The organism is Arthrobacter crusticola, assembly GCF_004357995.1.
Lineage (GTDB): Bacteria > Actinomycetota > Actinomycetes > Actinomycetales > Micrococcaceae > Arthrobacter_D > Arthrobacter_D crusticola.
The window spans coordinates 1-21,891 of the sequence record NZ_SMTK01000002.1; the positions used below are offsets into that span (position 1 = coordinate 1).

At 66.6% G+C, this 21,891-nt stretch carries 25 protein-coding genes and 2 tRNA genes; 13 read left to right on the forward strand and 14 right to left on the reverse strand.

Features of this window, described 5'->3' with window-relative positions; genetic code table 11:
- Window positions 1-190 precede the first annotated feature (190 nt).
- Window positions 191-691 (forward strand): SRPBCC family protein, encoded by a 501-nt coding sequence (locus E2F48_RS03965; protein WP_133402730.1) that lies wholly within the window; start codon window positions 191-193, stop codon window positions 689-691.
- Between the two features lie 79 nt (window positions 692-770).
- Here the strand turns inward: E2F48_RS03965 and E2F48_RS03970 are convergent, their stop codons facing one another.
- Together E2F48_RS03970 and E2F48_RS03975 are read right to left on the reverse strand one after the other, a co-directional pair.
- On the reverse strand, window positions 771-1,796 hold the full coding sequence (locus E2F48_RS03970; protein ID WP_133402731.1) for a LacI family DNA-binding transcriptional regulator: 1,026 nt from the start codon (window positions 1,794-1,796) through the stop codon (window positions 771-773).
- A 43-nt stretch (window positions 1,797-1,839) separates the two neighbouring features.
- Complete coding sequence (locus tag E2F48_RS03975) at window positions 1,840-3,573, reverse strand: glycoside hydrolase family 13 protein (protein WP_185149788.1); 1,734 nt, start codon at window positions 3,571-3,573, stop codon at window positions 1,840-1,842.
- A gap of 430 nt (window positions 3,574-4,003) precedes the next feature.
- On the opposite strand from E2F48_RS03975, the gene E2F48_RS03980 reads away from it, so the two are divergent.
- Window positions 4,004-4,564 carry a DUF4190 domain-containing protein gene (locus E2F48_RS03980; protein ID WP_133402733.1) on the forward strand — a complete coding sequence of 187 codons (561 nt, stop codon included), beginning with the start codon at window positions 4,004-4,006 and terminating at the stop codon, window positions 4,562-4,564.
- Between the two features lie 49 nt (window positions 4,565-4,613).
- Here the strand turns inward: E2F48_RS03980 and E2F48_RS03985 are convergent, their stop codons facing one another.
- The 4 genes from E2F48_RS03985 to E2F48_RS04000 form a co-directional block, all read right to left on the reverse strand.
- Window positions 4,614-5,975 (reverse strand): DUF4032 domain-containing protein, encoded by a 1,362-nt coding sequence (locus E2F48_RS03985; RefSeq protein ID WP_133402734.1) that lies wholly within the window; start codon window positions 5,973-5,975, stop codon window positions 4,614-4,616.
- Between the two features lie 145 nt (window positions 5,976-6,120).
- Window positions 6,121-7,209 (reverse strand): ABC transporter ATP-binding protein, encoded by a 1,089-nt coding sequence (locus tag E2F48_RS03990; RefSeq protein ID WP_133402735.1) that lies wholly within the window; start codon window positions 7,207-7,209, stop codon window positions 6,121-6,123.
- Between the two features lie 115 nt (window positions 7,210-7,324).
- Window positions 7,325-8,113 (reverse strand): trehalose-phosphatase, encoded by a 789-nt coding sequence (otsB, locus tag E2F48_RS03995; protein ID WP_133402736.1) that lies wholly within the window; start codon window positions 8,111-8,113, stop codon window positions 7,325-7,327.
- Window positions 8,106-9,569, reverse strand: coding sequence for an alpha,alpha-trehalose-phosphate synthase (UDP-forming) (locus tag E2F48_RS04000; protein ID WP_133402737.1), 1,464 nt, complete (start codon window positions 9,567-9,569; stop codon window positions 8,106-8,108). The genes otsB and E2F48_RS04000 overlap by 8 nt, the downstream gene beginning before the upstream one ends.
- Window positions 9,570-9,691: 122 nt before the next feature.
- Between E2F48_RS04000 and E2F48_RS04005 the strand changes: the two genes are divergently transcribed.
- The 3 genes from E2F48_RS04005 (at window position 9,692) to E2F48_RS17255 (ending at window position 10,858) form a co-directional block, all read left to right on the forward strand.
- Window positions 9,692-10,546 carry a DsbA family protein gene (locus tag E2F48_RS04005; RefSeq protein ID WP_246018513.1) on the forward strand — a complete coding sequence of 285 codons (855 nt, stop codon included), beginning with the start codon at window positions 9,692-9,694 and terminating at the stop codon, window positions 10,544-10,546.
- Window positions 10,547-10,635: 89 nt separating this feature from the next.
- A tRNA-Thr gene (locus tag E2F48_RS04010) sits at window positions 10,636-10,712 on the forward strand.
- A 67-nt stretch (window positions 10,713-10,779) separates the two neighbouring features.
- Window positions 10,780-10,858 (forward strand) — tRNA-Gln (locus E2F48_RS17255).
- A 124-nt stretch (window positions 10,859-10,982) separates the two neighbouring features.
- Here the strand turns inward: E2F48_RS17255 and E2F48_RS04015 are convergent.
- Window positions 10,983-11,306, reverse strand: a complete 324-nt coding sequence (locus E2F48_RS04015) for a hypothetical protein (protein ID WP_133402738.1) — start codon at window positions 11,304-11,306, stop codon at window positions 10,983-10,985.
- Between the two features lie 523 nt (window positions 11,307-11,829).
- Here E2F48_RS04015 and E2F48_RS04020 point away from each other — a divergent pair.
- From E2F48_RS04020 to E2F48_RS04040, 5 genes are all read left to right on the forward strand, one after another.
- On the forward strand, window positions 11,830-12,252 hold the full coding sequence (locus tag E2F48_RS04020; protein ID WP_133402739.1) for a hypothetical protein: 423 nt from the start codon (window positions 11,830-11,832) through the stop codon (window positions 12,250-12,252).
- A 4-nt stretch (window positions 12,253-12,256) separates the two neighbouring features.
- Window positions 12,257-12,682 (forward strand): hypothetical protein, encoded by a 426-nt coding sequence (locus tag E2F48_RS04025; RefSeq protein WP_133402740.1) that lies wholly within the window; start codon window positions 12,257-12,259, stop codon window positions 12,680-12,682.
- Window positions 12,683-12,713: 31 nt separating this feature from the next.
- Window positions 12,714-13,028, forward strand: coding sequence for a hypothetical protein (locus E2F48_RS04030; RefSeq protein ID WP_133402741.1), 315 nt, complete (start codon window positions 12,714-12,716; stop codon window positions 13,026-13,028).
- Window positions 13,029-13,233: 205 nt separating this feature from the next.
- On the forward strand, window positions 13,234-13,617 hold the full coding sequence (locus tag E2F48_RS04035) for a VOC family protein (RefSeq protein WP_133402742.1): 384 nt from the start codon (window positions 13,234-13,236) through the stop codon (window positions 13,615-13,617).
- Between the two features lie 591 nt (window positions 13,618-14,208).
- Window positions 14,209-14,418: a hypothetical protein gene (locus E2F48_RS04040; RefSeq protein WP_133402743.1), complete on the forward strand. Its 210-nt coding sequence runs from the start codon at window positions 14,209-14,211 to the stop codon at window positions 14,416-14,418.
- Window positions 14,419-14,516: 98 nt separating this feature from the next.
- Here the strand turns inward: E2F48_RS04040 and E2F48_RS04045 are convergent, their stop codons facing one another.
- Window positions 14,517-14,753, reverse strand: a complete 237-nt coding sequence (locus E2F48_RS04045) for a hypothetical protein (protein ID WP_133402744.1) — start codon at window positions 14,751-14,753, stop codon at window positions 14,517-14,519.
- A gap of 228 nt (window positions 14,754-14,981) precedes the next feature.
- Here E2F48_RS04045 and E2F48_RS04050 point away from each other — a divergent pair, with 228 nt between their 5' ends.
- On the forward strand, window positions 14,982-15,776 hold the full coding sequence (locus tag E2F48_RS04050; protein WP_133402745.1) for a hypothetical protein: 795 nt from the start codon (window positions 14,982-14,984) through the stop codon (window positions 15,774-15,776).
- 47 nt (window positions 15,777-15,823) lie between these two features.
- Here E2F48_RS04050 and E2F48_RS04055 read toward each other — a convergent pair whose 3' ends face one another.
- The 5 genes from E2F48_RS04055 to E2F48_RS04075 all read right to left on the reverse strand — a co-directional run bounded on the left by E2F48_RS04055 (window position 15,824) and on the right by E2F48_RS04075 (window position 19,918).
- Window positions 15,824-16,645, reverse strand: a complete 822-nt coding sequence (locus E2F48_RS04055) for a hypothetical protein (protein ID WP_133402746.1) — start codon at window positions 16,643-16,645, stop codon at window positions 15,824-15,826.
- A gap of 178 nt (window positions 16,646-16,823) precedes the next feature.
- Window positions 16,824-17,417: a hypothetical protein gene (locus E2F48_RS04060; RefSeq protein WP_133402747.1), complete on the reverse strand. Its 594-nt coding sequence runs from the start codon at window positions 17,415-17,417 to the stop codon at window positions 16,824-16,826.
- A gap of 141 nt (window positions 17,418-17,558) precedes the next feature.
- Window positions 17,559-17,819 carry a hypothetical protein gene (locus E2F48_RS04065; protein ID WP_133402748.1) on the reverse strand — a complete coding sequence of 87 codons (261 nt, stop codon included), beginning with the start codon at window positions 17,817-17,819 and terminating at the stop codon, window positions 17,559-17,561.
- 293 nt (window positions 17,820-18,112) lie between these two features.
- Complete coding sequence (locus E2F48_RS04070; RefSeq protein ID WP_133402749.1) at window positions 18,113-18,769, reverse strand: alpha/beta fold hydrolase; 657 nt, start codon at window positions 18,767-18,769, stop codon at window positions 18,113-18,115.
- 42 nt (window positions 18,770-18,811) lie between these two features.
- On the reverse strand, window positions 18,812-19,918 hold the full coding sequence (locus tag E2F48_RS04075) for a phosphotransferase (protein WP_133402750.1): 1,107 nt from the start codon (window positions 19,916-19,918) through the stop codon (window positions 18,812-18,814).
- Window positions 19,919-20,034: 116 nt separating this feature from the next.
- On the opposite strand from E2F48_RS04075, the gene E2F48_RS04080 reads away from it, so the two are divergent.
- Window positions 20,035-20,493 (forward strand): hypothetical protein, encoded by a 459-nt coding sequence (locus tag E2F48_RS04080; protein ID WP_133402751.1) that lies wholly within the window; start codon window positions 20,035-20,037, stop codon window positions 20,491-20,493.
- 106 nt (window positions 20,494-20,599) lie between these two features.
- On the forward strand, window positions 20,600-21,289 hold the full coding sequence (locus E2F48_RS04085; protein ID WP_246018514.1) for a CPBP family intramembrane glutamic endopeptidase: 690 nt from the start codon (window positions 20,600-20,602) through the stop codon (window positions 21,287-21,289).
- Here the strand turns inward: E2F48_RS04085 and E2F48_RS04090 are convergent.
- Window positions 21,286-21,684: a cold-shock protein gene (locus E2F48_RS04090; RefSeq protein WP_133402753.1), complete on the reverse strand. Its 399-nt coding sequence runs from the start codon at window positions 21,682-21,684 to the stop codon at window positions 21,286-21,288. The two genes, E2F48_RS04085 and E2F48_RS04090, sit on opposite strands and share 4 nt — an antisense overlap.
- Window positions 21,685-21,891 lie beyond the last annotated feature (207 nt).

Genomic DNA, 21,891 nt, shown 5'->3' on the forward strand with positions numbered 1-21,891 from the left:
CAGGCGCCTGGCCACCGGACGGGCCCCGGATACGCCCGCACCGGACCCCCAGGGCCGATCACCGGCCGGCACCACCACCGGCCCGCCGGCCACCACCCGGCGCAGGGGCCGTCACCCAGCCGGCCCGATCCACCGGCCACCAACCAGCCGGCCCTCGGTCCGCTGGCCCGCGCGCCGGTAGAGTCGAACTATGAGTGGACTTTTTTCCCATGCGGCTCCGGAGCCCGCCGGCGGCGGCACTGGGGCGGACATCCGCGCTTCCGTGCGCGTGCCGGCCGACGTGGCCGACGCCTTTTCGGGGTTCACCGAACATCTCCACCTGTGGTGGCCGGGCGCCGAGCTCAGTGTCTGGGGCGCTGGAAGCTTCTTCGACCTCGAGGGCGGCGTCTTCGTCGAAACCTCAGCCGACGATGAGGAGGCCGTCTGGGCGGAGGTCATCGAGCGTGAGGACCAGCGGGAGGGTCACCGCGCCGTGTCTCTCCTGTGGCGGCACCGCCCCGGCCCCTTCCCCGCGACGACGGTTGAGCTTTCCTTCGACGGGGTGGGAGGAGCGGCACCTGCCACGACCGTCGACCTCGTCCACGGCGGCTGGCCCAGGGAGGAAGGCCCCGACGGCCTGCGCGGACGCTATGAGGGGTTCTGGCCGCTGGCCCTGGCCAAGTATGCGCGCTTCATGGGTGGGGCGGTCTGATGTCCTGCTACGCGAAGAACTAGGGGCTATCCACGGCCCGGTGTCCCGGTCCGGGCCTTTCGGGCGTTCCGAGACGGGGTTAGGGCCTGTCGGCCGGAGTTGATGTGCTCGAGCGCACGAGAAGCTCGGTTTGGGCGTCCTCGTTGGCCGGCAGGATCCCGTCATCCTCCGGACCGGTGAGCATTCCAAGCAGCCTCTTCACCGCATGCTCGCCCTGCTGGCCGGGGAACTGGGCGATGGTGGTAAGTCCGAAGATTCCGCCCAGGTCATGGCCGTCGATGCCAATCACAGAGAGGTCCTCGGGCACCCGGAGACCAAGGTCCCGGGCGGCAAGGATGGTTCCGATCGCCATTTCATCCGAGGCGCAGAACACCGCTGTAGGTCGGTTGTGCGGATGTCCCAGCATCCGCTTCGCTTCGGTATATCCACCGGTGATGGTGAAGTCCGCGTGAGCCCGCCAGGAGGGAAGGACCTCAAGGCCCTCCGCGGTCATCGCTGCCTCGTAGCCCTCACGGCGGGAACCTGAGATTCGAAAGTCGTTTTCAAACGCCTCGACGCCTCCAATGTGTGCGATCCTGCGGTGTCCCAGGCTGAGCAGGTGCTCGGTGGCCAGGGTGGCGATCTCCCTGTCGTTGACGCTGATCGTATGGGCGCCGGGCAGGACGCCTCCGATTCCCACAACCGGCTTGCCCACAGCGAGCAGCTGGCCCAGTTCGGACCTGCTCAACTCCAGTGCCACGGAGATGACTCCGTCGCACCGCTGGCGCAGCAGGAACTCCGACAGCACGCGGTCCCGGTGCTTCGCGCCTTCGCTGAGGTTGTAAAGGGTCAGGTCGTACCCGGCCTCCAGCAGGGCGGCCGCGGCGCTGTCGACGATCTGTGAGAAGTACCAGCGGTTGACCGAGGGAACCACCACTCCCACATTGCGGTTCCTGCCCGAAGCCAGGGACGACGCCGAGTAGGAGAGGACAAACTCGAGTTCCCGGGCCGCCTTCAGCACTGCCAGGCGCGATTTCTCCGACACCCGGCCGTTGCCGCTAAGGGCCCGGGACACCGTGGCCGTCGACACTCCGGCGCGCTTCGCGACGTCCTTGATGCCGGCCACGGCGTCCTCCCCCTTCGAACCGGGCTTAGCTAGCCCGGCCTCTTTAGTTAAGCTTCAGCCACACACAGTGATTGGGTGCCAGCAGCCCGTTAGCGCCCGCCTCGGGATGGCTTGTCGCCAGAATCGAGCCACCGGGCAGCTGCGTATCGAATTCTCCCATGTTGATCAGGACGACGACGTCGCCGTTGCGGAACGCCACGGTGTCGCTGTACTCGTACTCCACGCTCCACTGCAGCGATCCGGCTCCAAGGCCCAGTTCACGCCGCAGGCGCAGCGCCGAGCGGTAGAGGTTCAGCGTCGATCCGGGGTCCGAGTCCTGGCGGTCGACGGCGAGGGCCTTCCAGCTCTCGGGCTGCGGCAGCCAGGGGGTGTCCGCTGTCCCGAAACCATAGGCCGGCTCCTCCGCACGCCACGGAAGGGGAACCCGGCATCCGTCACGACCGAGCCGTTCCCCACCGGTCCGCGCAAAGGTGGGATCCTGGCGGAACTCGGCCGGCATGGTGGTGTGGTCGGGCAGGCCAAGCTCTTCGCCCTGGTAGAGATAGATGCCGCCGGGAAGGGCGAACATGGCAAGGGAGGCCGCGCGGGCGCGGTCCAGCCCGGTCGCGGTGTCCGGCTGCGGATCAAGGTGGCCGATTCCATCACCGGGACGGGGAAAGTCCTCGCCGAGCCCGAAACGGGTCGCGTGACGGACGACATCGTGGTTGCTCAGCACCCAGGTGGTGGGCGCGTCGACCCTGTCGAAGGCCTCAAGGGAGCTGGAGATGACGTTCCGCAGCCCGTGGGCGTTCCACGGGTGGTGCAGGTAGGCGAAATTGAATGCCTGATGCATTTCATCCGGGCGGACCCAGTCGGTCAGCCGCGGCAGGGGGTCGATGGTGGCTTCGGCGCAGAGCACCCGGTCGCCGTCGTACTCATCGAGGATCTTGCGCCAGCTGCGGTAGATCGCATGGACCTCTTCCTGCCCGAACATCGGAGCCTCATGTCCCGGGAAGCCTTCGCTTGAGCTTCCGTCGGCGCGTCCGCCCCAGTCCGGGAGTCCCTCGGCCTTGATCAGGGCATGGGCGACATCGACCCGGAATCCGCCGACGCCGCGGTCAAGCCAGAAGCGCAGGATGCGCTCGAACTCATCCCGCACCGACTGGTTGTCCCAGTTGAAGTCCGGCTGGGATGAATCGAAAAGGTGGAGGTACCACTGCCCGCCCGACCCGTCGCTGTTGAGCACGCGCGTCCAGGCCGGTCCTCCGAAGTGGGACTGCCAGTTGTTGGGCGGGAGCTCTCCATGCTCGCCCCGCCCGTCCCGAAAGACGAACATTGCACGCTCCGGTGACCCGGCCGGGGCGGCGAGGGCCTGCTGGAACAAGACATGGTCACTCGAAGCGTGGTTCGGCACGAGGTCGACGATGACCTTGATGCCGAGTTCGGTGGCACGGGCAGTCAGGGCGTCGAAGTCGGCAAGGGTTCCGAACAAGGGGTCGACGTCGCAGTAGTCTGCGACGTCGTAGCCGCCGTCGCGCTGCGGCGAGGTGTAGAAGGGGGAGAGCCAGACGGCATCCACGTTGAGCCGCACGAGGTGCTCCAATTCCTCGCGCACGCCGGCAAGGTCACCCATGCCATCACCGTTCGCGTCCCGGAAGGACCGGGGGTACACCTGGTAGATCACCGAGGAGCGCCACCACGCATCGTCTGCGTGCTGCCGGTGGATGGGGTCATGGAATGGAACGGCTCCGTCGGGAGCGCTAAAACCTGCCGTGTCGACGGCCGCTGAAAAGGACATGGGAAACATCGTAGACCTGTAAGTGCCAATACTGAAAGCGTTTACAGGCCCCTATTCGCCGTGTCTAGGCCGTTACCAATCGGTAACCTGGGTGCCACTAGGGTCCTTGTTTCAATCGTCGTGTAAACGTTTGCATTCATGATTTCTGCCACATCCCCTGCCGGGATGCCGGAGGAGGTTGCTCCCGGCCCCGCGGGGTGGCGGTAGGGGACTGGGCAGTGCTCCGTGCTGCGGCGGCGTCCCGCGTCCGTGCTCTGCAGCGGTGTCCTGCGGACGGAGGGATCGTGGTTGGACGTGAGCTGCCGCCGGGGTTCGGGCGAGCCGGCCCGAACCCCGGTCACGCCCTCTCCGCGGTGATATTCTCGGCCCAGAGGCCCGCGGGGCCCCTGCAGGAGTTCGTTCCTGCACCGACAAGATTGCAGGGGCGCAAGTGTCAGAAAACCCAGCAGGTCCGCACGGCGGATCCGGTTCCAACGATCCGTACGGCAAGGGTCCGGGCGGAAGCTCTGGAGGTCCTGGATCCTCCAACCCCGGCTCGAACCCGTATGGGCAGCCGTCGTACGGCCAGTCGCCTGCCCCGTACGGCCAGCCCGCCTACGGGCAGACCTCAGGCCAGCCGGTCTACGGCCAGTCGCCGTACGGCCAGCCGTCGGGATATCCGGCGGGCGGCTACCCCGGCCAGCAGGGGCCCCGCGAGAACCCAGGACGCACCCTGGGCATTGTGGGGCTTATCCTCGCGTTCATCCCCCTGCTGAACCCCGTCGGGCTGATCCTGAGCATCGTCGCGCTCGTAAAGTCGAAGAAGGCCGGGATGGGCAACGGCATCGCGGTGGCTGGCATCATCGTCGGCGCCCTGGCCACCATCATCCTGGTCCTGGTGGTCATTGCAGTTATCGCGGCGTTGCCCGTTGCCACCGAAATAGCCGAATTCTGCCAGCAGAACGGGCCCGGTCGGCAGGTCTATGAGGGCCGGGAAATCCAGTGCCCCTAGACGCGGGGTCCTGAGCGAGTCCGGGCCGGCCTCGCCGGCCCGGACTCGCTCAGCTGTCCGGGAAGCTGCTGTCGCCGTCGAGCCCGATGGTCCTTGAATCGGCGGTCAGCATGATCTCGGCCTCGTCGCGCCGGTGCCGTAGCTCTGAGTCGAGGTAGGACTGCACTGCCTCGGCCATGGGCACGTTGCGGTCCTGCCGCTCGGACATGTACCACCGGTGTTCAAGCACCTCGTGCACCACCTCGGCGGGCTCGAGCTTGCCGCCGAGCTCACGCGGTACCGACCGCACAATCGGTTCGAAGACTTCGCTGACCCACAGGTGGGCGCTGATCTCCTCGTCGACGTCGAGATTATTGTTGTCCGCACGGTAGGCGTCCATGTCGTTGAGCAGTCTGCGGGCCTGGTTTTCCTGGGCGTCGATGCCGGTCAGGCGGAGCAGCCGGCGGCTGTGGTGGCCCGCGTCGACAACCTTCGGCTGCAGCTGGATCCGGGAGCCGTCGGCGACCGTGCTGATGACGTATTCCTCGACGTCGAAGCCGAGGTCATTGAGTCGGCGGATGCGGGCGTTGACGCGCCAGCGTTCGCCGAGTTCGAAGGACTCCCGCGCCGTGAGTTCGGTCCACAGCCTGCGGTAACTGTCCATGATCAGCTCGCTGGTCGCCAGCGGGTCGACCTTCTCCTCGATCAGTCCGCCCTCGGCGAGGTCCATCAGCTCGCCGGCGATGTTGACGCGTGCGATCTCGAGGTCGTACTCCCGCTGGCCGCTCGAGAGTTCCGGGTAGAGCTCTCCGGTTTCGGCGTCCACCAGGTAGGCGGCGAAGGCTCCTGCGTCCCGGCGGAACAGCGTGTTCGATAGCGAGACATCGCCCCAGTAGAACCCGATGAGGTGCAGGCGCACCAGCAGGAGGGCCTGCGCATCGATCAGGCGGGTGAGTGTGTCCCGCCGCAGTGTCTGGGAGAACAGGGCGCGGTAGGGCATCGAGAACTTCAGGTGCCGGGTGACCAGCACCGGGTCGAGCTCGGTGCCGTCGGGGGTGGTGCGGCCGGTGATGACCGCGACGGGTTCGACGCACGGCACATCGAGGCGCTGCAGCTTACGCAGCATGTGGTACTCGTGGCGGGCGACGTGCTCGCTGGTTTCCTTCACGGCGATGACCGAACCCCCGAGGTGCGCAAACCGTACGATGTGGCGGGAGATGCCGCGGGGGAGGGCAGCAAGGCTCTCTGTCGGCCATTCCTCGAGGGCGATGTGCCAGGGCAGATCGAGCAGTTCGGGGTCGGCGGAGGCCGCGGTGATGTTCAGTGAGCCCAGTGCCGACTCCGGAGGTGCGGTCCGGATGCGCGGCAGCTTGCCCGTCTGCGCATAGTCGGTCGGTTCGTCGTGCCAGTTGGCGTTGTAGGTTTCCGTCATGGTGTTGCCTTCTGTAGGACCGTCGGTGGGCCGGTCACTGGGAGTGCGCAAAGCAGGAGGTCTGTCAGCTTAAACCGCAATGCGGTGGTCCCCCGTCCGTGAAGACGCAGCATGGGAACCACCGCATTGCCGGAAACGCGTTGAGCTAGACCGTTTCGGCCAGGCGGGCGCCGGAGGTCGTGTCGAACAGGTGCACGTGGCCCTGCTCGGGGCGGACGAACACGGTGTCACCCTTCATCGGAGGGCGACGGCCGTCGACTCGGGCCACCATGTCGTGGTTCTGGCCGTTGAGCGTGGTGTGGCCGTAGATGTAGGCGTCGGCGCCGAGTTCCTCGACGACGTCGACCTCAACCTGCAGGCCTTCGCCGGGGGCGGCGAGCACGAGGTCCTCGGGACGGACACCCAGGGTCACGGTGTTACCCGCGGCCGCATCGAGGATGTCGTTGCGGACCGGGTACACGGTACCGCCGAACAGCACGCCGCCGTCGGCGACGGGCAGTTCGAGGAGGTTCATGGCGGGGGAGCCGATGAACCCGGCAACGAAGACGTTCTTCGGGCGCTCGTACAGGTTGCGCGGGGTGTCAACCTGCTGGAGGATGCCGTCCTTGAGAACCGCGACGCGGTCGCCCATGGTCATGGCCTCGACCTGGTCGTGCGTCACGTAGACCGTGGTGACCCCGAGGCGCCGCGTCAGCGACGCGATCTGGGTGCGGGTCTGGACGCGAAGCTTGGCGTCGAGGTTCGACAGCGGCTCATCCATGAGGAAGACCTGAGGGTTACGCACGATGGCGCGGCCCATGGCGACACGCTGGCGCTGACCGCCGGAGAGTGCCTTCGGCTTGCGGTCCAGGTAGTCCTCGAGGTCGAGCAGCTTGGCAGCCTCACGGACGCGTTCGGCACGCTCTTCCTTGGAGACACCGGCGATCTTCAGGGCGAAGCCCATGTTGTCGGCAACAGTCATGTGCGGGTACAGGGCGTAGTTCTGGAAGACCATCGCGATGTCGCGGTCCTTCGGGGGAACGTCGGTGACGTCGCGGTCACCGATGAGGATGCGTCCCGAGTTGACGTCTTCGAGTCCCGCGAGCATGCGCAGGGAGGTGGACTTGCCGCAACCGGACGGGCCTACGAGGACGAGGAATTCGCCGTCGGCGATCTCGATGTTCAGGCGGTCTACAGCGGGCTTTTCGGTCCCCGGGTACACCCGGGTGGCCTGGTCGAACGTTACCGTTGCCATTTTCTTATTTCCTTTTCACGGGCAGGTACGTGCCCGACGATCCGTAGTGAATGGAGTGATATTCAGTTGTACCGGGCAGAACCGGCTGAGCCGGTCGATACCCACTTGGAGTATGTCACGAATGCCCGGAGGAAGCACATTGACGGCGCAGGGCATAAAGGTCTTCAAGGGCGCCGGCGAGGTCCTCGGGGGAGCCCAGACGGTAGCGGGCAGCGGTGCTGCCCTCACCGATCTTGATGCCCACGTCCTGGGGCTGCAGGACGCCGAAGGCGTGCTCGTCGGTGACGTCGTCACCGGCGAAAAGCACGGCTGTGGCCCCGCTGAGCTCCCTCAGCAGCCCCAGTCCCTGTCCCTTGTCGGCGTGGACCACCGACACTTCGAGGACGCGCTTTCCGTCGGTGACCTTGAGACCGTCAAGCCCAGCGAGTCCGTCCCGCGCAGCGGCCACAGCATCGGCGGCGACATCGTCGGCCGCGGACCGGGTGTGAAGGACGACGCCGGCCGGCTTGGACTCAAGCCACGTGCCGGAATGGGCCGCAACGACGCTCTCGATGACGTCGGCCGCCGCGTCGAGCAGTTCGGCCTGCCGGGCGTCGAGGGTGAGGGGTGCGGCGTCCGGGCCGGTCCAGGTTTCGGCGCCGTGGCTGCCGATCAGCAGGGTTTCCGGCTCCGGGGAGGCCACCTCCCTCAAGCTGCCGAGCGCGCGCCCCGAGATCAGTGCCGTCGTCGTCGATGGCAGCGCGGCCAGGGCTTTCAGCGCGGCTGCGGAGCGCGGGAGCGGACGGGCGTCCTCGGCCCGCTCGACCAGCGGCGAGAGGACGCCGTCGAAGTCGAGTGCGATGAGCAGCACCGGTGTTGCGGCGAGTTCCTCAAGGGCCGTCCGGAGATCGGTGCGCTCAGGCATCGCTGTTGCCTGCCGAGCCGTTGCGCAGGGCGGTCAGGAAGGCCTGCGACCAACGTTCGACGTCGTTCTGGAGCACCTGGCGGCGCATGATGCGCATCCTGCGGATGCCTTCCGCCGGGGGCATGTTCAGAGCGGTAACCATCGCGGACTTCAGCCCGTCGATGTCGTGGGGGTTGACCAGGACGGCTTGCCGGAGGGTGTCGGCGGCGCCGGCGAACTCGCTGAGCACCAGGGCGCCGCGGTTCTCGGTGCGGGCCGCAACATACTCCTTGGCAACCAGGTTCATGCCGTCGCGCAGCGCGGTGACGAGCATGACGTCAGCGGCGAGGTACAGGGCGACCATCTCCTCGACGGGGTAGCTGTGATGGAGGTACCGGATCGCTGTGTTCTTCATGGTGTCGTAGGTGCCGTTGATGCGGCCCACAGCGCCCTCGATCTCCTCCCGGAGGAGGCGGTACTGCTCCACGCGTTCCCGGCTGGGGCTTGCCACCTGGATGAGCGCGGCGTCCTCAACGGTGATGGAGCCGTCCTCGAGGAGTTCCCCGTAGGCCTTGAGCCGGTGCCCGATGCCCTTGGTGTAGTCAAGGCGGTCCACGCCCAGCAGGACGTGCTTGGGGTTGCCGAGCTCCCGGCGGATCTCGCGGGAGCGTTCGATGATGTCCTGACGTTTGGCCAGTTCGGTGATGGCGTTCACGTCGATCGAGATGGGAAACGCCTCGGCACGGGAGACGTAGGCGGGCGCATCGCCGTCGGCGGGGACCTGCACCTGCTGCTGGCGGATGGTGTGGCCGAGGAAGCGGCGGACGCAGCGCAGGAAGTTGCTGGCGTCGCTTGGACGCTGGAAACCGATGAGGTCCGCACCGAGCAGCCCCTCGATGACCTGCCGGCGCCAGGGCAGCTGCGCGAAGATCTCCAGGGGCGGGAACGGGATGTGGTTGAAGAAGCCGATGACGAGGTCGGGGCGGGCCTTGCGCAGCAGCTTCGGCACCAGCTGCAGCTGGTAGTCCTGGACCCACACCGTGGCGCCGTGGGCCGCCGACGCGGCCGTGGCCTTCGCGAAGCGCTCGTTGACCCGGCGGTAGGCGTCCCACCAGGTGCGGTGGAACTCCGGGGGCGCGATCACGTCGTGGTAGAGCGGCCAGAGGGTCGCATTGGAGAAGCCCTCGTAGTAGAGCTCAACCTCGTCCTCGCTCAACGGCACCGGGACAAGGCGCATGTTCCCCTCATCGAAGGGGTCGAGGGCCTCGTCGGGAGCGCCGTGCCAGCCGACCCAGGCGCCGTCGGTCTTGGCCATGACCGGTGCAAGCGCCGTCACGAGGCCGCCGGGGGAGCGGCGCCACGAGCTGTTGCCTTCGTCGTCCGTGACGCGGTCGACCGCCAGCCGGTTGGAGACAACGATGAAGTCAAAGTCGCCGTAGTCGGTGTCGGAATCCGCTGCCGTTGTCGCTTCGCTCATTGAAAACTCCTGCAATTAGTAGGCCTACTGATGAACTCTATCGGTTAGGGGCACCGGCCAGTCCCGATAAACTGGGGCGGATGGGGAAGCGTCCCGGAGAAGCAGGCAAGGCAGAAGGACCGATGGCACCGAGCAATTCCCGTAAGCCCAGCAAGGCCGAGCGCTCAGCGGAGGCCCGCGAGCGGGCACGGCTCCAGCGCGAGGCGGCCGAACGCACCGCCAAGCGCAACTCGCTGCTGATCCGGTGGGGCGTGGTGGCCGCTGCCGTCGTCATCGCCGTCGTCATCGCGCTGGTTGTCGCCGCCAATATCCGCGGGCGGGTGCCCGATGTCGGCCCGGCACCGCAGCACGGCAACGACCAGGGCGGATTCACCCTGGTGTCCACCTCCGACCTCGCCGAGACCGAGGTCGGTGAGATCGACGTCACGTCGTTGTCGGAAGAGCCCGCGTCGGGAGCGGACCTGCCACCGGGCGTTGAGCCCGCCGCGGACGGGGCGCCCATCCCGGTGGTGGCCTATGTCGATGTGAACTGCGTTCACTGTTCCAACTTCGAGAACGAGTATTCGGATGACCTGCGGCGCTGGCTCAATGCGGGTGACATCACCCTCGAGTACCGCAACGTCGCCTACCTCGACCGCAACTCCCGCGACGACTACTCCTCGCGGGGGGCCAGCGCGCTCGCCTGCGTGGCGGATACTGCGCCGGACAGCTATTTCGACTTTTCCACCGCGCTGTTCGCCAACTTCGAAAGCGGTGAGCTCGACGACGGCGGGCTGGCCGACATGGCGGCCGAGGTGGGTGCCGGTGACATCTCCACCTGCTTGTCCGAGGGCACCTTCCGGCCCTGGGCGAAGTACACGACGGAGGCAGCGCAGGCCGCCGGCATCGAGGGCACCCCGACCGTTTATGTCGACGGTGAAGAGGTCCCGGACGCCGTGGCAAACTTCGGCAAGATCGTCGAGGAGAAGCTCGGCTGAGTTTCCACGAACCGGAACGCTGGGCTAACCTTAGGGAGCGCCTGTTGTGTCCTGGTGACCGCAGCGGTGCCTGCTGGTGCAGCCAGCACGCCTCCTTAGCTCAGTTGGCCAGAGCACCTGTCTTGTAAACAGGGGGTCGCCGGTTCGAATCCGGCAGGGGGCTCCAGAAACCCCTTCTGACTAGGCGAAACACCTAGCAGGAGGGGTTTTGCCATACGGTCCACTTAGCCAAAGAGGCGTTTGGGCGAATTGGTAGAGCCGCCGAGCTTTGGACTCGGAGTTTTCAGGTTCGAGTCCTGGTGGAGCAGCTCAGGAAAGCACGGCCGCTGCCGTCCGGTAGAAGCCCGGACCCCGCCCCGATCGTTCAGCGGCCAAGGACACTGCGGACAGGAGGGACTCCCAGCCACCCTCGGCTGGGGATCCCGGTGGAGCACTGTTATACGGCCTTCACTCCGAAGGAGCGCAGGCGGAGAAGCGTGGCGTTATCAGGAGCGGTTTCCAGCGCCTCATAGATGTGAACCGAAAAGAGCTTAAGTTTGGTGTCTATCGACGAAGCGTCCTCGCCTGGATACAAGCCCTCCGCGTCCGTGTTCTCAACCGCGGTGTAGACGTCATCAAGCGTGCCGTCGAAAGGCAGCTTCCTCCCGTTCGGGGCCTGGACGATCACCTGGGCCGAGCCTCCTTCACCCTCCACGGAGATCCGGGCGACGTCGGTGGTGACGTCGCTCAGGGCGGCGATGAAATGGTCGTAATCGCGCATGGGCCCACCTCGCGTTGGTCTGGAATGCAGTGATCGCTCCGAAAGCGGTTGGGGTTCATTATGCGTCACACCGGAGGGGCGGGCCCATGCCAGACTGGGCGCCAGCAATGGCCCTGAACCAGACGGATACGTGGCGGGTACGGGCACGAGCGAGGAATCACCCAGCCGCTGGGTGACAGCGGAGCGGTGGGCGACCGGCGTCAAGGACAACGGCATGGGTGAGGCGGTCCGGATCTGCTACACCCGGTATCTCCCCGCCGGAGCCCTGTTGCTCCTCGCTCTGGGAACCGGGGTCTCCTGGCTGCTGTGGCGGGGGCAGGTTTCCTGTACGCACGCATCTCAGACATCGAGATGGACGGCGGCGCTTTCCGGGTGCATGGCTCACCCTTCAGCGACAGCGGCGCGGCCCCCACCCCTCTTGAGTAATCTCCACTCGATGCCCTATTGCCGCAGCGCAGCGGCGAGGCCGTGACGCTGGACTGGTAAACCGACGGACCACACTGAGAGAGGTAGGCTCAGGCCCATGTTGATCCGCGAAGACACCAGCACCGCCGCCCCGGACCCGCGTAGCGACCAGGTCATGCTGAAAGGCATTGGCGCCGGCGCCGTCCTGGGCCTGGTCAGCGGCGGCCTAATCCTGCTGCTGCCCGGATACTGGTCTGTGGGCGCAGTCCCCTTTGCCATGGTCGCCGGGTTGATTGCGGGCACCGCCGTAGGCCTTGTCTGCACCGTCCTTGGGCTGCTGCTGCACCTCCTCGCCGAGCGCTTCGTCCCCGTGCTGCGTGCACCGGCGGCCGCCCTCGGCGCGGCGCTGGTGCCGCTCGTTACGGCTGTTGGATCCCCAGGGACTTGGCATGACCTCTGGCCGGTCCTGGCGGCGGCCGCCGTTGCCGCCGTCCTGGCCGTCTGGTTCACCCGACCCTTGAGGCGGACACCTGAACGCTGACCGGGTGGAACACGGAACAACTCCCGTTCCAGCAGGACCCGCCCTCGGCATCCTGCTCCGGGGCATAGGCGCAGGCGGCGTGCTGGGCCTGATCGCGGGGCTCATCGTGGGCCTGACAGATCGTGCGCCTGGGTGGGGCTGGCTGGTCTTCACACCACTCTTCGGGATGGCCGTCGGCCTCGTTGCAGGCTTCACCTGCGCGGTCACGGGTCTGGCCCTGCACACCATCGCCGAACGGTTCCTTCCGGTCCTGCGGGCCCCGGCCGCCGCCGCCGGCGCCGCGGCCGTCGTTATTCTCGCCTGGCGGGCCATCATCGGAAACCTCGAGGTGGAATACATGTGGCCGGTGCTGCTGCTGGCAGCCATTGCGGCGGCCCTGGCCATCTGGCTCACCCGCCCCCTGCGCAGGAGCACCCGACCTCCGCAGTAGCGTCCGGGAAGGGCGCCCGGCCCGTCTCCGCATGTTCCTTGGCATAACCCCTTCCTACTTCCACAGCATCGACGCCGATCCGGCCGCGGCCGCTCCCCTGGACTTGACGCTGGTCTGCCACCGGAACCATGACTCGGGTGTGGACCAGTCGTCGGCAGCCCTTGTTCATCCGGAGCAGGCCGAAGGCGAACCGGTCGAAGTGTCGGTGGTGGGTGGCACCGGCTTCATCCCCTCGCGTTTCGGCAACGGCATCTCGCCCGTCGAATCAGCGTTGGAGGACTTCTTCAGGAACCCGGCCTCCGAGACACTGGGGGCGGGGTGGGTCAGTGGATTATGGCGGAAGTGATCTTGAGGGCGGGCGGGTTCCTGTAGGCGAGATTCCCCACGAGCACAGCGGGTTGGTGGGACGACGCGGCCGGCTCGGCCATCGACGGTCCGTCCCAGCCGCCGACGATCCCGCGGATCCGGCACCCTGTATTGAAAGGACAAGGACCGGTTCCGTCCGCAATCGGGCCTACCCTGCAGTCATAAGGACCAACAGGAGGAACCTCATGGACTGGAAAATCGAGCTCGTCGCCATCCCGGTCTCCGACGTTGACCGGGCGATCGGCTTCTACCGCGACAGGGTGGGCTTCGTGCTGGATCACGACCACCGTGTGGGCGAAGGCGTCCGTTTCGTACAGTTGACCCCACCCGGCTCTGCCTGCTCCATTGTTTTGGGGGAGGGAATGACGGAGATGGCCCCTGGTTCGCAGAAGGGCGTCCAGATCGTCGTGCCGGACGCGGCCGGGGCCCGTTCAATGCTCCTCGAAAACGGCGTGGAGGCAAGCGAAGTCGACCTCCAGCCATGGGGCAGTTTCGTGTACTTCTCCGACCCGGACGGCAACACCTGGTCCCTTCAGCAGCTGCCCGACTACGGGGTCACCCAGAGCTGAGGGGCGTCACGGTGGCGCCTTTGGCTCCAGGCGGAGTCCGGTGCCTGGCCCCACTCCACGTTGCTGAAACACATGGCGGTGCTCAGGGCGCCCAGCGGTTCGGTTGCAGGCGTGTGTGCGAGGGCGAGGGTTTGGCTTCTGACTTTGCGCCTTAGTGCTCCGGGATCGTCCTTAACGGCCCAGACAGTGAAGCGGGCGGGCGTCGGTCGGCGGCGGCTAAACCAGGTGAAGCCCGCAACGAACGCTGCGGCGAACGAGCCGAGCACGGTCATCCGATCAGGGCACCCGATCGTGAGACCGATCAGCACGTTGACGGTCCGGGCGAAACCCGACGCCCGAGGCAGGACCGACAGGAACTGGTCTGCCTTGACGGCGCGGCGGTGGGTGGGCTCCCGGGAGCACCGAGTGTACGGCTGCGCGTCCGCCCAGCCCTTCGCATTTTCGGCTCCGCGAAACGCTCGTGCTGCCCGAGAGCGCCAGCCGGACCAAGGGGTGGCCCTGGAAGGAAGTTCTCGACATCCGGGACGACTGATCCCGGCCGGGTAGGATGCAGCGCATAGCAATGGGGGGACACATGAAAGCAGTGCATCCATGAGCACCATCATCGAGATCGTCCTCGACGTGCTCCTCGAATTCTTCGTGTACATGGGCCACGGCGCAGGCAGGAGCGAATACAAGACGTACCGCCGAAGCCTTCCGCAGGATGCCCAGCCAATGACCCGCCGCGAATGGAAGAAAAGCCACCCGGCAGAGCGCCGACGCCGGGTGAAGACCGACATTGCGGACCCTGGGAACGATTGATCATGCCGGGCGCGAAGTAGGTCGTGGCGGGACTGGACACCGAAGCGCTGACGCCCGCCACCAGCGGGAGCTGGTCCTTTACACCATCCGGGTCCTCCTCAACGAGGAGTAGGAGCCTCCGCGGGGGTCTTCCGGATGAGCAGCCTCAATCGGGCGAGGTCGGCACGGCTGAAGCCGCGGGAGCGCATGTCCTCAAGAATCGCGTCCGGGCCGATCAGCCCGCCCTGCCGCAGGCCGGCGAGGATTTCCAGGACGCGGGCTGCGGAGTCGTCGTCACGCCAGCCGCGCTGGCCCAGGTTCGCTACCTGATCGAGTTCGCGTTGCGGTGAAGCCATTCCTCCAATTTATCCGGGCCCGCCCGGGCTCCGATGCCGCCGCGTGCAGGGATACCGGCCCGGCCGCACTCGGATGGCGGGGGATGGGGATGAAGTGTCGGCGCCATGAAGCGGCTCCTGCGGGGCGGGTGGGCGAATTCGAGTAATGACGAGGCTTTCCACCGGTGCCAGACTGGGGTGTATCTGCCGGCGGGGCCGATGGGGCCCCCGCGACTAAGGAACTTGGCCATGGCCGACACAGCAGCCCCAGCAGATCCCCAGCAACACACGCTCGCCCTTCTCCTGGTCGAAACTGCGGCGGTGACGGTCGTGCCGGTTCTATGCAGGTGGGCCCGCTGGGACGAGGGCACCACCACCGTCATCACAACGGCAGCGGCCGCCGTACCTCCCTGGTATGTCTACCTAAACCGCAGGCACCGTCGTGACCCTGTTCAGGAAGCCGACGCGCTGGGCCATGCTGTCATCACACGGCCGGTTGTTCTCGTCGTCCTCATCCTCGCCGTTTCCCTGCTCGCAGCGGACAGGCTCTTGTCGGGCCTCATGGGCTTCCTGGCCGGCATGATCGTCGCGACCACCGGCGGGGACGAGACGACGATGATGGTGGTTGCGGGCCTGCTGTCGCTCGGGGTGACCATTCCGTGCTTGCTGCTGGCCACATTCCTCATGTCACGACACGCCGGTTACTACCTCGGGGCCAAGCCCATCCAAAGAGCCATGGTGGCCGTCGTCCTGTACACCGTCCTGTCGATCGTCATCGCCGCCTTCGCCGGGCTCCCGCTCAACCTCATCCTCTTGACCAACCTTGCACTGTTCCCCGTATTGATTGGCCTTGCCGCGTGGGGGGCATGGGCATCCAGGAAACGGCGTGCGAAGTATGCGGCGTCGAAACTGTTCGAGAAGCTGGGTCCCGAGGACCAGCTGAAAGCACTGGCCCATCTGGGCCAGGAGACGAGCCAGGCGGTGCGGGATCATCGTGCACCCGTGCAGGTAGGCGCCAAACCGCGCCACCTTCCCCGGGTCTAGGCAGCAGTCGGGAGAGCGCGCTAAGCGTCAGGCCCTGCCACGGAAGATCAACACCCGAAGCCCTTGAAACGGACGTTCGTGTGCAGGCAGAAATCAGAAATGGTTTCCACGGCGTTGCGAACCCGCGCCTGCGTCTGGCCTGTCCCTGTCGCTTTCTCGACCCACGTAGCCCATTTCTTGACCTTCTGGCTTCCCGGTCTGGACTTCAGGTCTTCGTCCATATCGGCGACGGCTGCAACGCACCTAGCGTCACCATGGGTGCGGGCCAACACCCGGTCCATGGTGGCCAGTGCAGTTTCGGGGTCGGTCGGCTCTCCAGCAGTGAAGTCCATGACGTGTTCTTCGACCGCCCATGCGCATTCATTCAGTGCGGTTCGGGTCAACGGAGAAGTCAACAGCAGTGTTGATGCGGTCTGCAGGGAGATTCGCTTGGCCCGCGTGGCAACCAGCTTGTAGGCCGCCCATGCGGACGTCAGTGACAGGTCGGGTGCCGGGAGAAACTGGGATGATGAGGCCACTGAGACGGCCTGCCCGGGCACGACATGCGGGGTGCCGCTGAACAAGCCGCTGAAGTGCGTTCGGAAGGGGCTTGAATCAACCGCGCTGACGAAAACATCTCCGGGGAAGATCCACACCTGTTTCGTCAGGTTCCGCAGGACATACCTCCCGCTTGCATCCCGGCAGAGATGGAAATCTTGGTAATACTGCTCGTATGCAAGCTCCCAGGCCACCTTGGTCGGGTAGCCGGGCAGGCAGCCCGGATCAGCGGTTGCGCTGATTCTTGGAAGAGCGCTGCCGGTGAGGGCAAGAATGAGCGCGGTGGCCGAGGCGGTCATCACCGCGAAGGGTTGCCTGAATGGATTGTTCATGGCACTCCACGTCTCCATTGACGATGATGCGGCCGAGCTTACGCCTGCCCCTGCCCGGCTGGAAGTAGTTTTTGGGCTGATCCCCACTTCACCCGCCACCCCGGGCAGCACCGCAATTTTCCGGGATTCCGGCACATAGGTAAGGCCAGCGACGGCCGCCCAACAGGCTCGACGGCGGCTACTGCTGCGCGCTGGCCCAGAAGCCCCCGCTGCGCTGTGCGGCCCGGCGGATTTCCCCGGCATCAAGGACCATCGTTGACACCGGAATTCCCAGCAGGGCGCCCTCCACGGCCAGCAGCAGTTCCCCGGCCGCCGGCAGCGGGTACAGCCACAGTTCCACCGACCCGGTGATGGCGCTCTTCGACGCCCCGGCCTCCGCCCGCGCCATAAGGACCGGTCCCGTGACGGGCCCAGACCCGGACCGTGGGACGTTCTGGGTGGAGGCCTTCTGGCCGTCCGGCAGGCCGACCCCGAAGCGCAGGACCTCCCCGCTCTGCCGGTCCTGGCCCATCCACCGATCCAACAGGGCGTTCCAATCCCCGTCGGTTTTGGAGCCGCGGCGATGCATCCAGCGGATCTGGATGGAGCACCCGGTGGAGTAGGCCTCCAGATGGGAGACCCCCACCACGGCGTCCCCGCCACGCCAGAGGAGCCGGCCCACGGGAAGGACCGCCGGCAGCTCATCTGAGGGTGGACGAAGCCAGTCGAGGCTCGGTTCCCGGTGCCGCTGCGGCGGGGGCGGCGGGGCCGGAATACTGTCGAAGAAGCTCACGGCCCCAGTGTCCCAGCGGTGTCAACAGGCCATGGACACCTCGAACAGCGCAACCCGGAAGGCGGCACCAGTGGCGCAGCTGAGAGGGACCTCATCCCCGGCCCGGCGGCAGTCGCAGCCCCGCGGCGTGGAGGGCGTCCGTTACTGGCGCAGCGGCAAGCGGTCGGCGTGGCGCCGGTGCGCGAGCCGCCTTGGCAGTTCGCGGATGGCCCAGAACGCGACGGCGACCGAGGCAATCAGGAGTAAAAACATCAGGTAGAGCCCGATCAACTCCGCCAACGGGGAGCGGAATCCATTCAGCACCCTCAGACCGCCAAAAGCTCCGGCAGTCCAGAATATGAGCACGCCCGCGAGCGCGCCGGCGGACGGAAGAAGGTCACGATTGTTATTCAGCCACTGCATTCAGCGTTCCTCAAGATACGGTCCCCACCACAGGTTCCATTGTCCAGATAGGCGCCGCTTTCTCCGCCTCGGGCGCGTATTGGCTTCGTCACATTGCAAAGGACGGCTCGATGTGGTGCGGCCTGCGTCCGCGGTACCCGAAAGCGACGGCGGCGCCCGAAAGCGACGGCGGCGCCCGGTTTATCGGGTGAGCCGGTCGCAATCGGGTGCGCCGGTCGCGCGTCGACGCCGTCACTACGACCAGCCCCACGGTACGGCCAATTCCGGTCAGGCTCCGGGCGGAAGCATGACGATTAGCCAGCCAACCGCCCAGCGAAGTCGACCAAGGCGGCGGCAACCGCGCCCGGGTGGCTGAGGGCGGCATAGTGCCCGCCGTCGACCTCAACCGGCTCGATCCCCAGCCGCTCGCGCACCTGGCGCCTCATGAAGGAGGTCGGGAAGAGGTTGTCTTCCCGGCACAGGATGGCCAGCGTGGGCACCGCGGGGTGCCGGTCCGCCGGCCACGGCAGGGACATCCAGTCGCCCTGCTGATCCCGCTCACGCGCCCGTGCTTCGCGGGCAAGAGCATCAGGGACGCCATTGAAGTAGAGAACCTCGGGGTCGTCATCGACGCTCTCCAGGTCGTGCCCCGTAGCCGTCCACCAGTCGGCGAAGCTCTCACCGGGCAGTGGAATCATTCCGGCGAGATAGACGAGGCCGTCGGCGTCGAGATATTCACAGGCCAAAGGAGCGATGAAGCCACCGAGGGAATGCCCGACGACGATGACCTGCGGGGCGGCCGGCACAGCGGCGCCGATGACGGCGACATACTGCTCGAGCCCGGCGTCGGCATCCTCGATCGGCAGATCGACGGCAACGGCGTCGTGTCCCGCGCCTTCAAGAAGCGGACCAACCAGATGCCAGTCCCACGCAGTGGAACCGCCGCCGTGGAGGAGCACGAAAGTCGCCATAGGATTCCCCGTTCCGACAACAGATAGATTCAGCGTCCCCGATCAGGAAACCGAGGAGGCGGCCAGTTCGGCGATGAGGAAACGGGCCATATCGGCCCGTGCGGCGATCAGCCGGTGCAGGTGCTCGGAGTCCGGCCCGTCAAGCTCAGGGGGGAACAGGGCCGAGAGCCCGCTGACGATCGCGGTGGAGATGGCGAAGCCCCTCCGTACCAGTTCCCGGGGGAGGGGCGCCCCTTCATCCTGCAGTCCCCACAGATAGGCATCGAGACAACGAGGCGCGAGCTCAGGCAGGGCCGATCCGGGAAGCAGCCCCTCATTGACGAGTCCGGTCAGCAGTTGGCCGAGGTCGAAGCCGGCCGGGGCGGTGCCGAAGCTGCCCCAGTCGATGGCCACGACGCCATCGCGGCACTGCAGGAGGTTCTGGGGGCAGGCATCGCCGTGCGCGCGCGTGCGGGGGAGTGCCGACAGTTCCGAAAGGAGCGCGGGAAGCTGCCCGGTCAACGCGATCAAGTCCTCCTCGAGGCGGTCATCCACGCTGCCTTCGAAAGCGGGGTGGGAACGGGATGTCCCTGAACGAAGCCGAGGAATGAAGATGTGCTCGCCCGGCCCGAAGACGTAGTCGGCGAGGTCGCGATAGTTCCCGCGTGGCGCCCCCGCTGCTCCGGCCAAACGGCCGAGCAGGTAGGCCGTCCGGGCGAAACGGTCGGGGTCCCACTCAGCGTGCGGGTCGTGCCGAACGTCCTCCATCCAGATCGCCGTACTGTCCTCGTCAAGCTCCTCGATGTGGTGCACCCTGGGCAGCCGCAGTCCTTCGGGCAGGTACTGTCCCAGGCTGCCGGCGTAAACTTCGGCCTCGGTCCGCCAGGGATAGTGTTCGACGACGAACCCCCGCAGCTCCTCAGGGATCTGCTCAATCCCGGCCCAGCGCAGCGGAGTATGGATCACCTTGAGGATCGATGAGAAGGCGTGACGGTCCTCTCCCTCGCCCGCCGCGCCCTGCAATCGCCACAGCCCGGCCGTTGTCATGTTCGACAGCGGGACGCCGAGGGGGACCAGCACATGGTCGTCCACGGGAAGCGGGCGGCACGCACCAACCGCCGACCCAGCCACCTTTGCCAAAGTCTCAGGGGACGGCTGCACGTTCTGCACAGGCCCATTGTCCCGCCTGGTCCGACGGCGGACAAGGCCGCGCGGCCATACTGCGGCTCACGCGGACGCGCGGGACCGTGGCTGGGCCCGAGGAAATTGGGAGTATTCTCAGGCCCATGGTGATCAGTGACGCCGACGCCCCTGCCGCGCCGGCCGGACCGGCAATGGGCATTCTGCTAAAGGGCATCGGTGCCGGCGCTGTCCTGGGCACTGCCTGCGGGGCCTTCTTGGCGTCCGGCGGGGGCGGAGCGGTGCTGCTCCCCGTGGGGGTATGTTTCGGACTGGCCGCGGGGATCACCCTGGGGTTCCTTTGCAGCATGGCGGGGCTCGGACTCCATGACCTCGCGGAGCGCTATGTTCCGGGGTTGCGAACCGCAGCCGCGGCCGTCGGCGCAGCAGCGATGGTGCTCGTCTCGGCAGCGGCAATCCTCGCCCCTGCCGTCGACGTCCCCTTGGCCCTGCACGACGTTTGGCCCGTTCTGGTCCTGGCCCCAGCCGCTGCCATCTTGGCCGCCTGGCTCACCCGGCCGCTGCGGAGCAGCCCATCGCGGGCGGCCGGCCCGCCTGCGGGATGACGGCGTCGCGGGGAAAATAATGGACCCACATGGAAGCCCAGATCAGGACACCGGTGGCGCAGGCGCAGTCCGCCGATTACCCGAAGGGGTGCAGGAGGCTCCGGAAGTGACCCTGAGGCAGGCCGGCTGGGCGATGCTCTTCGTGGGAATCTATGCCGCTGCCTTCCTCGGCGCGGTGCTGACGGTCGGGCTGTTCGGCGTCATTACTTCCGTCGAAGCCCTTGTTGTTGTGTGCCTCTGCGGGGCGACCGCCGTCATTTTCCTCTCGCTGTACCTCCATCTTTTTCGGCGGAACCGCCTGAGCCTCGGTGATCTGGGGTTCCGGCGTCCCACGCGCCGGATGTTCCACCTGCTGTGGCAGATCCCCGTCTCAATGCTGGCCGCCGGAGCGCTGCAGGGGCTTTTCCTGGCTGCCCTCGCACCCTTGGGCGTGGACACCTCATCGGCTGGATCGTCCGACGACACCCTCACCGAGGCCATCACCGGAGTGCCCGCCGCGGTTTTTGTAATCGCATTTATCGTCATCGCCGTCCTCACCCCGCTGTGGGAGGAGGTGCTGTTCCGGGGCGCCTTCCTCAGCGGTTTCCTGAGGCGGTTCCGACCTTCCGCGGCCATCCTGCTCTCGGCTGCACTCTTTGCCGCCGTCCACCTCGTGCTGCTGACCTTTGCCTATCTCTTCGCACTCGGAGTGGCCCTGGCACTGCTTCAACGGTTCCACCGGAACCTCTGGGCGCCCGTACTGCTTCACGCGGCCAACAACGCGGTGGTCACGCTCGTGGCATTTTCGGTTGCCTAGGGTGAAGCGTGGCCGTCGTCGTCGAAAGTGATGTGCAGGTGGCTCTCGTAGGGTCGGCTTGAAGGAACCCCGCGGGCGCGCAACCGGGCGGGATTGTCGTCGCCGGTCGTGAACCGCAGCTCTTCCTCAACGGGCAGATTCGTTGAGGCTCCGCCTTCCTCCGCGCGGTCGGGCCGGACACCCGGGGACCACACCCGGGTGGCGTAGAAACGATACCCGTCCTTCTCGACCCGTTCGTAGTCCATTTCGAGGAGCTGACCCTCTTCCAGATCCCGGAAACCGCTTTCGGCGGCTGCACTGAAGTGCACCCAGCACCCGCCGGGGGTTTCTGGAGAGGAAATCACTCCCCACCCTTCCTCGGCCGACCAGTACGAAACTTCTCCCAGCGCCGCCATGGAGAGAATCATAGGGCGCACCGCGCCCGTCGCTGGTGGGTTACAGTACTTTTCAAACGTCATCGACTGGATCCCGGTCCAGGGGTCGAGCTCGGGCCAACACCCCGCCGTTCCACTAGGCCGCTCCATTGCCCCTGATCGGGCGCTCTGTGCGTACCAGCCGCAGGCCCGGATCCATCCACCATCCCAGCAACCGAGAGCCGACCA

What these genes read in the sequence shown, in the direction of transcription:
- E2F48_RS03965 (WP_133402730.1), top strand. Translation starts at nt 191, where the DNA reads ATGAGTGGACTTTTTTCCCATGCGGCTCCGGAGCCCGCCGGCGGCGGC.
- E2F48_RS03975 (WP_185149788.1), bottom strand. Translation starts at nt 3,573, where the DNA reads ATGTCCTTTTCAGCGGCCGTCGACACGGCAGGTTTTAGCGCTCCCGAC.
- E2F48_RS03985 (WP_133402734.1), bottom strand. Translation starts at nt 5,975, where the DNA reads ATGACGGAAACCTACAACGCCAACTGGCACGACGAACCGACCGACTAT.
- E2F48_RS03990 (WP_133402735.1), bottom strand. Translation starts at nt 7,209, where the DNA reads ATGGCAACGGTAACGTTCGACCAGGCCACCCGGGTGTACCCGGGGACC.
- otsB (WP_133402736.1), bottom strand. Translation starts at nt 8,113, where the DNA reads ATGCCTGAGCGCACCGATCTCCGGACGGCCCTTGAGGAACTCGCCGCA.
- E2F48_RS04000 (WP_133402737.1), bottom strand. Translation starts at nt 9,569, where the DNA reads ATGAGCGAAGCGACAACGGCAGCGGATTCCGACACCGACTACGGCGAC.
- E2F48_RS04005 (WP_246018513.1), top strand. Translation starts at nt 9,692, where the DNA reads ATGGCACCGAGCAATTCCCGTAAGCCCAGCAAGGCCGAGCGCTCAGCG.
- E2F48_RS04015 (WP_133402738.1), bottom strand. Translation starts at nt 11,306, where the DNA reads ATGCGCGATTACGACCATTTCATCGCCGCCCTGAGCGACGTCACCACC.
- E2F48_RS04020 (WP_133402739.1), top strand. Translation starts at nt 11,830, where the DNA reads ATGTTGATCCGCGAAGACACCAGCACCGCCGCCCCGGACCCGCGTAGC.
- E2F48_RS04030 (WP_133402741.1), top strand. Translation starts at nt 12,714, where the DNA reads ATGTTCCTTGGCATAACCCCTTCCTACTTCCACAGCATCGACGCCGAT.
- E2F48_RS04035 (WP_133402742.1), top strand. Translation starts at nt 13,234, where the DNA reads ATGGACTGGAAAATCGAGCTCGTCGCCATCCCGGTCTCCGACGTTGAC.
- E2F48_RS04040 (WP_133402743.1), top strand. Translation starts at nt 14,209, where the DNA reads ATGAGCACCATCATCGAGATCGTCCTCGACGTGCTCCTCGAATTCTTC.
- E2F48_RS04045 (WP_133402744.1), bottom strand. Translation starts at nt 14,753, where the DNA reads ATGGCTTCACCGCAACGCGAACTCGATCAGGTAGCGAACCTGGGCCAG.
- E2F48_RS04050 (WP_133402745.1), top strand. Translation starts at nt 14,982, where the DNA reads ATGGCCGACACAGCAGCCCCAGCAGATCCCCAGCAACACACGCTCGCC.
- E2F48_RS04055 (WP_133402746.1), bottom strand. Translation starts at nt 16,645, where the DNA reads ATGAACAATCCATTCAGGCAACCCTTCGCGGTGATGACCGCCTCGGCC.
- E2F48_RS04065 (WP_133402748.1), bottom strand. Translation starts at nt 17,819, where the DNA reads ATGCAGTGGCTGAATAACAATCGTGACCTTCTTCCGTCCGCCGGCGCG.
- E2F48_RS04070 (WP_133402749.1), bottom strand. Translation starts at nt 18,769, where the DNA reads ATGGCGACTTTCGTGCTCCTCCACGGCGGCGGTTCCACTGCGTGGGAC.
- E2F48_RS04080 (WP_133402751.1), top strand. Translation starts at nt 20,035, where the DNA reads ATGGTGATCAGTGACGCCGACGCCCCTGCCGCGCCGGCCGGACCGGCA.
- E2F48_RS04090 (WP_133402753.1), bottom strand. Translation starts at nt 21,684, where the DNA reads ATGGCGGCGCTGGGAGAAGTTTCGTACTGGTCGGCCGAGGAAGGGTGG.